Annotated in this window: 11 protein-coding genes; 9 read left to right on the top strand and 2 right to left on the bottom strand. The window is 69.7% G+C overall.

What is annotated here, in order from left to right:
• The first annotated feature begins 112 nt into the window (after nucleotides 1-112).
• From eccD to ACWDX6_RS26185, 6 genes are all read left to right on the top strand, one after another.
• Nucleotides 113-1,591 (top strand): type VII secretion integral membrane protein EccD, encoded by a 1,479-nt coding sequence (gene eccD, locus ACWDX6_RS26210; RefSeq protein ID WP_451487340.1) that lies wholly within the window; start codon nucleotides 113-115, stop codon nucleotides 1,589-1,591.
• Nucleotides 1,592-1,793: 202 nt separating this feature from the next.
• Nucleotides 1,794-2,084 carry a 30S ribosomal protein S15 gene (gene rpsO / locus ACWDX6_RS26205; protein ID WP_158991116.1) on the top strand — a complete coding sequence of 97 codons (291 nt, stop codon included), beginning with the start codon at nucleotides 1,794-1,796 and terminating at the stop codon, nucleotides 2,082-2,084.
• 292 nt (nucleotides 2,085-2,376) lie between these two features.
• Entirely contained in the window at nucleotides 2,377-4,623 is a 2,247-nt protein-coding gene (locus ACWDX6_RS26200; RefSeq protein ID WP_451487339.1) for a polyribonucleotide nucleotidyltransferase, read from the top strand.
• Complete coding sequence (locus tag ACWDX6_RS26195) at nucleotides 4,620-5,999, top strand: M16 family metallopeptidase (RefSeq protein WP_451487338.1); 1,380 nt, start codon at nucleotides 4,620-4,622, stop codon at nucleotides 5,997-5,999. The genes ACWDX6_RS26200 and ACWDX6_RS26195 overlap by 4 nt, the downstream gene beginning before the upstream one ends.
• A 17-nt stretch (nucleotides 6,000-6,016) precedes the next feature.
• Complete coding sequence (dapB, locus tag ACWDX6_RS26190) at nucleotides 6,017-6,769, top strand: 4-hydroxy-tetrahydrodipicolinate reductase (RefSeq protein WP_451487337.1); 753 nt, start codon at nucleotides 6,017-6,019, stop codon at nucleotides 6,767-6,769.
• A 5-nt stretch (nucleotides 6,770-6,774) separates the two neighbouring features.
• Nucleotides 6,775-7,227 (top strand): hypothetical protein, encoded by a 453-nt coding sequence (locus ACWDX6_RS26185; protein ID WP_451487336.1) that lies wholly within the window; start codon nucleotides 6,775-6,777, stop codon nucleotides 7,225-7,227.
• Here ACWDX6_RS26185 and ACWDX6_RS26180 read toward each other — a convergent pair.
• Nucleotides 7,217-7,774 carry a hypothetical protein gene (locus ACWDX6_RS26180; protein WP_451487335.1) on the bottom strand — a complete coding sequence of 186 codons (558 nt, stop codon included), beginning with the start codon at nucleotides 7,772-7,774 and terminating at the stop codon, nucleotides 7,217-7,219. The two genes, ACWDX6_RS26185 and ACWDX6_RS26180, sit on opposite strands and share 11 nt — an antisense overlap.
• A 94-nt stretch (nucleotides 7,775-7,868) precedes the next feature.
• A complete protein-coding gene (locus ACWDX6_RS26175) occupies nucleotides 7,869-8,108 on the bottom strand; it encodes a hypothetical protein (RefSeq protein ID WP_451487334.1) in 240 nt (79 codons plus the stop codon).
• Between the two features lie 183 nt (nucleotides 8,109-8,291).
• On the opposite strand from ACWDX6_RS26175, the gene thyX reads away from it, so the two are divergent.
• The 3 genes from thyX (at nucleotide 8,292) to ACWDX6_RS26160 (ending at nucleotide 11,949) form a co-directional block, all read left to right on the top strand.
• Entirely contained in the window at nucleotides 8,292-9,032 is a 741-nt protein-coding gene (thyX, locus tag ACWDX6_RS26170; protein WP_451487333.1) for an FAD-dependent thymidylate synthase, read from the top strand.
• Nucleotides 9,033-9,210: 178 nt separating this feature from the next.
• Nucleotides 9,211-10,110, top strand: a complete 900-nt coding sequence (gene dapA / locus ACWDX6_RS26165; protein ID WP_451487332.1) for a 4-hydroxy-tetrahydrodipicolinate synthase — start codon at nucleotides 9,211-9,213, stop codon at nucleotides 10,108-10,110.
• A gap of 153 nt (nucleotides 10,111-10,263) precedes the next feature.
• Nucleotides 10,264-11,949, top strand: a complete 1,686-nt coding sequence (locus ACWDX6_RS26160; RefSeq protein WP_451487331.1) for a ribonuclease J — start codon at nucleotides 10,264-10,266, stop codon at nucleotides 11,947-11,949.
• Nucleotides 11,950-12,251 lie beyond the last annotated feature (302 nt).

The following is a 12,251-nucleotide window of genomic DNA, read 5'->3' as shown; positions in this document are numbered from 1 at the left end:
GTCGGCGACGGCCTCCCCCAGAGACCGCGATCCTACTTGCAGCGACCACCACCCGTCCCCGGTAGGGTGGCCCGCGCACTGTGCGCAACCGCGAATCAGGGGGTCCAGACACGTGAGTACGACCGCAGCGACCGGCTTCTGCCGCGTCACCGTCGTGGCGCCTGACAGCCGCATCGACGTCGCACTCCCCGAGGACATCGCCGTCGCCGACGTCTATCCGGAGATCCTGCGGCTCACCGGCCAGACCCAGGCCGCCGGCGCCCCGACCGGCTACCACCTGGTCCGCCGCGACGGATCGGTCCTCGACGGCGCCCGCACCCTCGCCGCCCAGCAGGTGCTCGACGGCGAGGTGCTCTCGCTGCGGCCCTTCGCCCAGTCGCTGCCGCCCGCCGTCTTCGACGACGTCTCCGACGCCGTCGCCTCCGCCGTCACCCGCGACCGGCACCTGTGGAGCGACGACCTGCTGCGCGGCGCCGGCCTCGTCGGCGGCGTGCTGCTCCTCGTCCTCATGGGCTTCGTCCTGTGGTTCGCCGACCCGGTCCGCCACGACATGCACGGCCTCCCCGGCATCGTCGCCGGCGCCGCCGGTGTGCTGCTGACCGCCTTCGCCGGGGTGCGCGCCCGCGTCTACGGCGACCGGGCCACCGCCGTCGCCCTCGGCCTCGGCGCCCTGCCGCTGCTGCTGATCGCGGGCTCCGGGATCATCGGTCCCGACGCCGGCCAGGGCCCCGGACGCCTCCAGTTCCTGCTCGGCTGCCTGACCGTCCTGGTCGCCTCCGTCACCCTGGTCGCGCTCACCCCCAGCGGGGACGCCCCCTTCGTCGCCGCGACCTTCCTGGCCGCCGTCGGCACCCTCGCGACCTTCCTGGCGATCCTGGCCGAGGGCTCCGCCACCTCCACCGCCGCCGTCTGCGCCCCGGTCGCCATCGGCCTGGTCGCCTTCCTGCCCGGCCTCTCCGCCCGCTTCGCCCGGCTCCCCATCGGCTACGCCTCCCCGCGCAGCGCCACCGACGAGGAGTTCCACGCCGACCCGAACCAGCCCGCCGCCGAAGAGGGCCGGCCCGTCGACGGCGAGCGCATCGCGCTCCAGGCCCGCCGCGGCCACGAGATGCTCCTCGGCCTGGTCGGCGGCTGCGCCGCCGTCGTCGTCGGCTCGGCGGCCGTCCTCGGCTTCGCCGACAACGTCTGGGGCCAGCTCCTCGCCCTCGCCGCCGGCCTCGCCATGCTGCTGCGCGCCCGGCTCTTCCGCTACACCTCGCAGGTCGCCTGCGTCCTGGTCGCCGGGATCGCCGCGATCGCGCTGCTCATCCTCGGCCTCTCCCTGAACCCGCCGGCCGACCTGGTCAAGGACCTCCTGATGTACGGGGACCGCGGCGGCCTGGACATCCGTACGATCTGGCTCACCGCGGCCGTCGCCGCCGGCGCCGCCCTGACCACCGCCATCGGCCTGATCATCCCCAGGAAGGGCCTCTCGCCCTTCTGGGGGCGCCTGCTCGACCTGGCCGAGAGCTTCGTCCTGCTCTCCCTCGTCCCGCTCTGCCTGGCCGTCCTCGACGTCTTCATGGCGGCCCGCTCCCTCACCAGCAAGTAAGAGGCGCTCCGGCACGTAAGAGGCGCTCCGCGAGGCTGGTACGCTGTGTGACGGCCGTTTGTGTACGCGCTCCCGGAGATCACCGAGCACCACCGCTCTGGAAGCTGCGCCCATCGGACCTTCGCCTGACGAGTCACGGAAGCTCCCCTGAGACCAAGACCAGGGGCACTCGCCGGCGCACGAACACCAAGAGGAGTACCGAGTGTCTCTCGACGCCGCTACGAAGAAGCAGATCATGGCCGAGTTCGGCACCAAGGAGGGCGACACCGGCTCCCCCGAGGTCCAGGTCGCGATGCTCTCCCGTCGTATCTCGGACCTGACCGAGCACCTCAAGCAGCACAAGCACGACCACCACTCCCGTCGTGGTCTGCTGATCCTGGTCGGCCAGCGCCGCCGCCTGCTGCAGTACCTCGCCAAGAAGGACATCCAGCGCTTCCGCGCGCTGGTCGACCGCCTCGGCATCCGCCGCGGTGCGGCCGGCGGCGCCAAGTAATCCATTCCATGGAGAACGCTGTGAAGGGAGCGGTTCCCACGACAAGGGGGCCGCTCCCTTTGCTGTACGTGCGCGATGTGCCGACCGGCACTTAGTCTGGTCACACAACGCCACACAGGAGTGAGCGAGAAGCCGCCGACCGCCGCCGGTCCTCGGTAGTGGCCCCCGGACCCATACCCCCGGGTGCTTCGATCGAAGACCGGCCCGCACCCGAGGTGCGCTTCTCCTCCACCACCGTCCCCGGCCACACGGGCCGACGGACGAAAAGACGAACACGTAGGAGAAACCCATAGTGGAGAACGAGACCCACTACGCCGAGGCCGTCATCGACAACGGCACGTTCGGCACCCGCACCATCCGCTTCGAGACGGGCCGCCTGGCCAAGCAGGCCGCTGGCTCCGCCGTCGCGTACCTGGACGACGACACGATGGTCCTCTCGGCCACCACCGCGTCCAAGAAGCCCAAGGACCAGCTCGACTTCTTCCCCCTGACGGTGGACGTCGAGGAGCGGATGTACGCCGCCGGGAAGATCCCCGGCTCCTTCTTCCGCCGTGAGGGCCGGCCCTCCGAGGACGCGATCCTCACCTGCCGCCTGATCGACCGCCCGCTGCGCCCCTCCTTCAAGAAGGGCCTGCGCAACGAGATCCAGATCGTCGAGACGATCATGGCGCTCAACCCCGACCACCTCTACGACGTGGTCGCGATCAACGCCGCCTCCTGCTCCACGCAGCTGGCCGGCCTGCCCTTCTCCGGCCCGATCGGCGGCACCCGTGTCGCCCTGATCAAGGGCCAGTGGGTCGCGTTCCCGACGCACACCGAGCTCGAGGACGCCGTCTTCGACATGGTCGTCGCCGGTCGCGTCCTGGAGGACGGCGACGTCGCGATCATGATGGTCGAGGCCGAGGCCACCGAGAAGACGATCGAGCTCGTCAAGGGCGGCGCCGAGGCGCCGACCGAGGAGATCGTCGCCGCCGGTCTCGAGGCCGCGAAGCCCTTCATCAAGGTCCTGTGCAAGGCCCAGTCGGACCTCGCCGCCAAGGCCGCCAAGCCGGTCGGCGAGTTCCCGGTCTTCCTCGACTACCAGGACGACGTCCTGGAGGCGCTCACCGCCGCCGTCAAGAGCGAGCTCGCCCAGGCGCTCACCATCGCCGGCAAGCAGGAGCGCGAGACCGAGCTCGACCGCATCAAGGAGCTCGCCGCCGAGAAGCTCCTCCCGGCCTTCGAGGGCCGCGAGAAGGAGATCTCGGGCGCGTACCGCGCGCTGACCAAGAAGCTGGTCCGCGAGCGGATCATCAAGGACAAGGTCCGCATCGACGGCCGCGGCCTCACGGACATCCGTACGCTCGCCGCCGAGGTCGAGGCCATCCCGCGCGTGCACGGCTCGGCGCTCTTCGAGCGTGGCGAGACCCAGATCCTGGGCGTCACCACCCTCAACATGCTCCGCATGGAGCAGCAGCTGGACACCCTCTCCCCGGTGACCCGCAAGCGCTACATGCACAACTACAACTTCCCGCCGTACTCCGTCGGTGAGACCGGCCGCGTGGGCTCGCCCAAGCGCCGCGAGATCGGCCACGGCGCGCTCGCCGAGCGCGCCATCGTGCCGGTGCTGCCGACGCGCGAGGAGTTCCCCTACGCGATCCGCCAGGTGTCCGAGGCCCTCGGCTCCAACGGCTCGACGTCCATGGGCTCGGTCTGCGCCTCCACCATGTCGCTGCTGAACGCCGGTGTGCCGCTCAAGGCCCCGGTCGCCGGTATCGCCATGGGTCTGATCTCCGAGGAGATCGACGGCAAGACCCACTACGTCGCCCTCACCGACATCCTCGGTGCCGAGGACGCGTTCGGCGACATGGACTTCAAGGTCGCCGGTACGAAGACCTTCGTCACCGCGCTCCAGCTGGACACCAAGCTCGACGGCATCCCCGCCTCGGTCCTGGCCGCCGCGCTGAAGCAGGCCCGTGACGCGCGTCTGCACATCCTCGACGTGATGAACGAGGCGATCGACGTTCCGGACGAGATGTCCCCGAACGCGCCGCGCATCATCACCGTCAAGATCCCGGTGGACAAGATCGGTGAGGTCATCGGCCCCAAGGGCAAGATGATCAACCAGATCCAGGAGGACACCGGCGCCGACATCACGATCGAGGACGACGGCACCATCTACATCGGTGCCGCCCAGGGCTCGCAGGCCGAGGCCGCCCGCGCCGTGATCAACGGCATCGCCAACCCGACCATGCCGGAGGTCGGCGAGCGCTACCTGGGTACGGTCGTCAAGACCACCACCTTCGGTGCCTTCGTCTCCCTCATGCCCGGCAAGGACGGCCTGCTGCACATCTCGCAGATCCGCAAGCTCGCCGGTGGCAAGCGCGTGGAGAACGTCGAGGACGTGCTCGCGGTGGGCTCCAAGGTCCAGGTCGAGATCGCCGAGATCGACCAGCGCGGCAAGCTCTCCCTCGTCCCTGTCATGGCGGACGAGGAAGGCGCTTCCGAGACTGCGTCGACTAGCGGCTCCGCCGCGGAGAAGGACGACACCGACCAGTGACGTCCCGTAGTTCCGTGACGACGGCCCGCCCCTCTTCGGAGGGGCGGGCCGTCGCCCGTACCCAAACGCTTCTCCCCGGCAAGGACGGCATCGGCACCGTCCGCCGCACCACCCTGCCGGGCGGCCTGCGCATCGTCACCGAGACCCTGCCCTCCGTACGCTCCGCCACCTTCGGCATCTGGGCACACGTCGGCTCCCGCGACGAGACGCCCACCCTCAACGGCGCCACGCACTATCTCGAACACCTCCTCTTCAAGGGCACCAAGAAGCGCAGCGCCCTCGACATCTCCGCCGCGCTCGACGCGGTCGGCGGCGAGATGAACGCCTTCACGGCGAAGGAGTACACCTGCTACTACGCACGGGTCCTCGACACCGACCTGCCGCTGGCGATCGACGTCGTCTGCGACATGCTCACCGGCTCGCTGATCCTCCAGGAGGACGTGGACGCCGAGCGCGGCGTCATCCTCGAGGAGATCGCGATGACCGAGGACGACCCGGGCGACGTCGTGCACGACCTGTTCGCGCAGACCATGTTCGGCGACACCCCGCTGGGCCGGCCGGTGCTCGGCACCGTCGACACCATCAACGCCCTGGACCGCGGCCGGATCGCCCGCTTCTACAAGAAGCACTACGACCCGACCCACCTGGTCGTCGCGGCCGCGGGCAACATCGACCACGCCACGGTGGTACGCCAGGTCCGCCGCGCCTTCGAGAAGGCCGGCGCCCTCACCCGTACCGACGCGCTCCCCGTCGCGCCCCGCGAGGGCCGCCGCACCATCCGCACCGCGGGCCGCGTCGACGTCGTGGGCCGCAAGACCGAGCAGGCCCACGTGGTCCTCGGCATGCCGGGCCTGGCCCGCACCGACGAGCGCCGCTGGGCCCTCGGCGTGCTGAACACCGCCCTCGGCGGCGGCATGTCCTCCCGGCTCTTCCAAGAGGTCCGGGAGAAGCGCGGCCTGGCCTACAGCGTGTACTCGTACACCTCCGGATTCGCCGACTGCGGCCTCTTCGGGGTGTACGCGGGCTGCCGCCCGAGCCAGGTCCACGACGTGCTGAAGATCTGCCGGGACGAGCTCGACAAGGTGGCCTCCGACGGCCTGTCCGACGACGAGATCGACCGTGCGATCGGCCAGCTCTCCGGCTCGACCGTCCTCGGCCTCGAGGACACCGGCGCGCTGATGAACCGCATCGGCAAGAGCGAGCTGTGCTGGGGCAGCCAGATGTCCGTCGACGACATGCTCGCCCGTATCGCGGCGGTCACCCCGGACGAGGTCCGCGAGGTCGCCCGTGATGTGCTCGGACAGCGCCCCTCGCTGTCCGTCATAGGGCCGCTGAAGGACAAGCAGGCGGCACGCCTGCACGAATCCGTCTCCTAGAGAGAGTGCACAGAGCAATGAGCAAGCTGCGCGTGGCGGTCCTCGGAGCCCAGGGCCGTATCGGCTCCGAGGCCGTACGGGCCGTCGAGGCCGCCGAGGACATGGAACTGGTCGCGGCCCTCGGCCGCGGCGACAAGCTGGAGACGCTCGCCGACGCGGGCGCCCAGGTCGCGGTCGAGCTGACCACCCCGGCCTCCGTGATGGACAACCTCGACTACTGCCTGCGCCACGGCATCCACGCGGTCGTCGGCACCACCGGCTGGACCGAGGACCGCCTCGCGCAGCTGCGGACCTGGCTCGACGCCTCTCCCGGAACCGGCGTCCTGATCGCCCCGAACTTCTCCATCGGCGCGGTCCTGACCATGAAGTTCGCGCAGATCGCGGCCCCGTACTTCGAGTCGGTCGAGGTCGTCGAACTGCACCACCCCAACAAGGTCGACGCCCCCAGCGGCACCGCGACCCGTACCGCCCAGCTGATCGCCGCCGCCCGCGCCGAGGCCGGCCTCGGCGCCCAGCCGGACGCCACCGCGACCGCCCTGGACGGCGCCCGCGGCGCCGACGTCGACGGCGTTCCGGTCCACGCGGTACGCCTGAGGGGTCTCCTGGCCCACCAGGAGGTGCTGCTCGGCGGCGAGGGCGAGACGCTGACCATCCGCCACGACTCGCTGCACCACTCCAGCTTCATGCCGGGCATCCTCCTGGGCGCCCGCCGTGTGACCACCGCCCCGGGCCTCACCTTCGGCCTGGAGCACTTCCTGGACCTGGGCTGACGGCCATGGGCGGAAAGATCACGTACTTCTTCCTCGCCACCGTCCTCGTGCTCGTCTTCGCGGTGGTGGCGATGGAGGGGGTCCTGCTCCTGCTGACCGGCGAACCGGCCGCCATGGGCATGGGCGCGGTGGCGTTCCTGCTGCCCGGCGTCGGCGGCTGGTTCCTGTGGAAGAACACCCGCTTCGCGCGCCGGGCGCAGCGGCTCGCCCAGGAGCTGGAGGCCGAAGGCGGCCTCCCGGTGGACGAGCTGAAGCGGACGCCCGGCGGTCGGATCGACCGCGACTCGGCCGACGAGGTGTTCGCGAAGCGGCGCGCCGAGACCGAGGACTCCCCGGACGACTGGCGCTGCTGGTTCCGTCTCGCGGTCGCCTACCACGACGCCCGCGACACCCCGCGTGCCCGCAAGGCGATGCAGCGCGCGATCGCCCTCCACGAGGGCCGCGCGATCAGCGCGTAGCCGTCACCACGCCGTACTCGGCGTTCCACGCCTCGACGGTGTCGGCCGCGCGGTCGAACGCCTCGACGCGGGAGAGGAAGTCGGCACTGTGGTCGGTGAGCAGCGTGGTCTGCTCACCGCCCTGCCGTACGAGGATCAGGGCCTGGCCCTGGACGGTGCGGGGGAGCCCCAGCCAGCGCACCGGCTGCTGGGCCGTGCGCACGGCGCCGACCTGCCGCCACTCCACGGTCGTCGTCGAGAAGAACCCGACCCGCCGCACCCCGTGGCGGCTCACCCAGGCGCCCACCCGGAGCATCCGCAGCGCGGAGACGATGATCAGCGCCGCCAGCGCGAAGGTGACCGCCGCCCCGGCCATGGTTCCGGCGGCGGCGATGATCACCGCGGCGACGAGCACGAACGACGCCAGCAGCAGGGCGAGCGCCGCCGCGCCCACCCTCCAGGGGCCGGGCCGATAGGGACGCCGCCACTGGTCGTGGTCGTCGAACGGCAGCGCGACATCGTCGGTCGCGTCAAAAGCGCGGTCGGCCGTCAGGAAGGGCAGGGGCACGGCGGTTCCTCACTCACAAGCACGCTCGAAGGGGCTGTGCCCGGTGAGGCTACCCAGGTGGTCTCGACCGGGCCACCTCAGGGGGCTGTACTGCTCAGCGGCCGACGGAGGCCTCGGAGTGCTGCCGCGGGCCGTCGGCGGCGCCCGACTGCAGGGCGGGCATGCCGAAGAGCAGCGATCCGACGAGACCGGCCACGACGGTCAGCCCGACCAGCGTACGGCCCGCGAGCTGGGAGACGGTGAGGCGCTCCCTCGGCGGCGGAGTGACGTTACTGCGGAAGCGGTCTGCCTCGGCGACGAACGCGAACGGAACGGGCTCTCGCCGGCTGAACATGGGGAAACACTCCTTGGGTCGGGTGGTGTGCGGTGTCACAGAGTCAGACGATCGAAGTCGCGGCTCGGTGCCCTTTTTCCCCGGATTGGTCAAAGAAGGCCGCCCAGGTGGGTGCACGGCCGCGTTGTCGGCGGCTCCCCGTAAAGTGGGCGCCGCCCGAGCGACGCGATGGAAGGACCCGCGGTGAGCGACACCCCCGCAGAAGACCTCAAGCCCAGTTTCCGCAGCGATGTGACCGTGGAGCTGGTGAAGCACAGTGCGGCCGACTCGGACGTGCTCTGGGCGGCCCGCGTCTCCACCGCCGGCGAGCAGTCGCTCGAAGAGCTGCGGAAGGACCCCGAGCGGTCCAAGGGGCTCATCAACTATCTGATGCGGGACCGGCACGGCAGCCCCTTCGAGCACAACTCGATGACCTTCTTCATCAGCGCTCCGATCTTCGTCTTCCGCGAGTTCATGCGCCACCGCGTGGGCTGGTCGTACAACGAGGAATCGGGCCGTTACAGGGAGCTGGAGCCGGTCTTCTACGTCCCGGACGCCTCCCGCAAGCTCGTCCAGGAGGGCCGCCCGGGCAAGTACGTCTTCGTCGAGGGCACCGAGGCCCAGCAGGAGCTGGTCGGCCGCGCCATGGAGGACTCGTACGTCCAGGCGTACGAGGCGTACCAGGAGATGCTCGCCGCCGGTGTCGCTCGCGAGGTCGCTCGCGCGGTCCTGCCCGTCGGTCTCTTCTCCTCGATGTACGCCACGTGCAACGCCCGCTCGCTGATGCACTTCCTCGGCCTGCGCACCCAGCACGAGCTGGCCAAGGTGCCGTCCTTCCCGCAGCGTGAGATCGAGATGGTCGGCGAGAAGATGGAAGAGCACTGGGCCCGGCTGATGCCGCTGACCTACGCCGCCTTCAACAACAACGGCCGCGTGGCCCCATAAAGCACATCTGTGCGATCCCGTCACGCGAAGTGTCCGTATTGCGACGTTTCACGAAGTTCATCTAGGCTGATCAAACGGACCCGGCACTGCTTGAACCCCCGAGCAGGCAGTGCCGGGCTCCTCTTCTCACGTCCCCCGAGGGGACACCGGACGCCGAGCAACGAGTAGCGTGTTACCCATGGCTCCGATCTCCACTCCGCAGACCCCCTTCGGGCGGGTCCTCACCGCCATGGTCACGCCCTTCACGGCTGACGGCGCAATCGACCTCGACGGTGCCCAGCGACTCGCCGCCCATCTGGTGGACGCCGGCAACGACGGCCTCGTCATCAACGGCACCACCGGCGAGTCCCCGACCACCAGCGATGCGGAGAAATCGGAGCTGGTACGAGCGGTACTGGAGGCGGTCGGCGACCGCGCCCATGTCGTGGCGGGTGTCGGCACCAACGACACCCACCATTCACTCGAGCTCGCGCGCACCGCCGAACGCGACGGCGCGCACGGCCTGCTCGCGGTCACGCCGTACTACAACAAGCCCCCTCAGGAGGGCCTGTACCGGCACTTCTCGGCCATCGCCGACGCCACCGAGCTTCCGGTGATGCTCTACGACATCCCCGGCCGCAGCGGTGTCCCGATCGACACCGAGACGATCGTGCGGCTCGCCGAGCACCCCCGGATCGTCGCCAACAAGGACGCCAAGGGGGACCTCGGCCGCGCCAGCTGGGCCATCGCCCGGAGCGGCCTCGCCTGGTACTCCGGCGACGACATGCTCAACCTTCCGCTGCTCTCCGTGGGCGCCTGCGGCTTCGTCTCCGTCGTCGGCCATGTCGTCACCCCCGAGCTGCGCGCCCTCCTGGACGCCCACCTCAACGGCGACGTCCAGAAGGCGACGGAGATCCACCAGCAGCTGCTCCCGGTCTTCACCGGCATGTTCCGTACCCAGGGCGTCATCACCACCAAGGCCGCGCTCGCCCTCCAGGGCCTGCCGGCCGGGCCTCTGCGGCTGCCGCTCGTGGAGCTTTCGGCCGAGGAAACCGCCCAGCTCAAGCTCGATCTCGCCGCAGGCGGGGTACAGATCTAGCAACAGACTTCACAACTGAATATCCGATCTGCGGGCGCGACGAGCGACACCCGACGTCCGACGAGATCGATCCGACAGACAACAGCAAGTGCACGAATGTCATGCGCGCCACGTGCCCAAGCGGTACGTGGCGCGTGTGGTGAGGAGAGTCTTTTGAGTCATCCGCATCCTGAACTCGGCGCCCCGCCGAAGCTCCCCAAGGGCGGCCTGCGTGTCACCCCGCTCGGCGGGCTCGGTGAGATCGGCCGCAACATGACGGTCTTCGAGTACGACGGCCGGCTGCTGATCGTCGACTGCGGCGTCCTCTTCCCCGAGGAGGAGCAGCCGGGCATCGACCTGATCCTGCCCGATTTCACCACCATCCGTGACCGCCTCGACCAGATCGAGGGCATCGTGCTCACGCACGGTCACGAGGACCACATCGGAGCCGTTCCGTTCCTGCTCCGGCTGAAGCCGGACATCCCCCTCATCGGCTCCAAGCTGACCCTCGCCCTGATCGAGGCCAAGCTCCAGGAACACCGCATCCGGCCCTACACCCTCGAGGTGGTCGAAGGGCAGCGCGAGAGCCTGGGCCCCTTCGACTGCGAGTTCATCGCGGTCAACCACTCCATCCCCGACGCGCTGGCCGTCGCCATCCGCACCCCCGCGGGCATGGTGGTGCACACCGGTGACTTCAAGATGGACCAGCTCCCGCTGGACGGCCGGCTCACCGACCTCCACGCGTTCGCGCGGCTCAGCGAGGAGGGCATCGACCTCCTGCTGAGCGACTCGACGAACGCCGAGGTCCCGGGCTTCGTCCCGCCGGAGAAGGACATCTCCAACGTTCTGCGGAACGTCTTCGCGAACGCCCAGAAGCGCATCATCGTGGCCAGCTTCGCCAGCCATGTGCACCGCATCCAGCAGATCCTCGACGCCGCCCACGAGTACGGACGCCGGGTGGCCTTCGTCGGCCGTTCGATGGTCCGCAACATGGGCATCGCCCGGGACCTGGGCTATCTGCGGGTCCCCGCGGGTCTGGTCGTGGACGTCAAGACCCTCGACGACCTCCCCGACGACGAGGTCGTGCTCGTCTGTACGGGCTCCCAGGGCGAGCCGATGGCGGCGCTCTCGCGCATGGCCAACCGCGACCACCAGATCCGGATCGTCCAGGGCGACACCGTGATCCTGGCGTCCTCGCTCATCCCGGGCAACGAGAACGCTGTGTACCGGGTGATCAACGGCCTGACCCGCTGGGGCGCCAACGTCATCCACAAGGGCAACGCCAAGGTCCACGTCTCGGGCCACGCCTCGGCCGGCGAGCTGCTGTACTTCTACAACATCTGCCGGCCGAAGAACCTGATGCCGGTCCACGGCGAATGGCGCCACCTGCGCGCCAACGCCGAGCTCGGCGCCATGACGGGTGTTCCGAAGGACCGCATCGTCATCGCCGAGGACGGCGTCGTCGTCGACCTGGTCGACGGCAAGGCCAAAATCGTCGGCAAGGTCCAGGCCGGATACGTGTACGTCGACGGCCTCTCGGTCGGCGACGTCACGGAGGTCCACCTCAAGGACCGCCGCATCCTCGGCGACGAGGGCATCATCTCGGTCTTCGTCGTCGTGGACGCCTCGTCCGGCAAGATCGTCAGCGGCCCGAACATCCACGCCCGGGGCTCCGGCATCGAGGACTCGGCGTTCAACGCCGTGGTCCCCAAGGTCGAGGAGGCCCTCAACAAGTCCGCGCAGGACGGCGTGGTCGAGCCGCACCAGCTCCAGCAGCTGATCCGCCGCTCGGTCGGCAAGTGGGTCTCGGACACCTACCGCAGGCGTCCGATGATCCTCCCGGTGGTCGTCGAGGTCTGACCCTCGACCCCCCAACCAGGAGCGGGGCGCCTCGATTTGCATCGGGGCGCCCCGCTCCAGTACGTTTACGGCTCCGCCTGAACGGGAACCGGGCACGCTTGCGTGCGAGAACGGGGGAACGGGAGGGGCGGGAATTCCGACTCAGAAGTTCTGATAAAGTCGGAGCCGCCGGAAAGGAAAGCGCGAAAGCGAATTCCCGGAAGGTGGAACCCGCTCCAGCGGGTGGCGGAAACGGAAAACGGATCTGCTAAGCTGGAAACACGAAAGACCGAAGGGAAAAGCCCGGAGGAAAGCCCGAGAGG

The organism is Streptomyces sp. NPDC003027 (assembly GCF_053591435.1).
The sequence above is the reverse complement of the archived record's forward strand: the minus strand, read 5'-3'. Positions and strand labels throughout refer to the sequence as shown.

Coding starts and splice junctions, on each gene's coding strand:
- dapB (WP_451487337.1), top strand. CDS start 6,017: ATGAGCAAGCTGCGCGTGGCGGTCCTCGGAGCCCAGGGCCGTATCGGC.
- ACWDX6_RS26185 (WP_451487336.1), top strand. CDS start 6,775: ATGGGCGGAAAGATCACGTACTTCTTCCTCGCCACCGTCCTCGTGCTC.
- ACWDX6_RS26175 (WP_451487334.1), bottom strand. CDS start 8,108: ATGTTCAGCCGGCGAGAGCCCGTTCCGTTCGCGTTCGTCGCCGAGGCA.
- dapA (WP_451487332.1), top strand. CDS start 9,211: ATGGCTCCGATCTCCACTCCGCAGACCCCCTTCGGGCGGGTCCTCACC.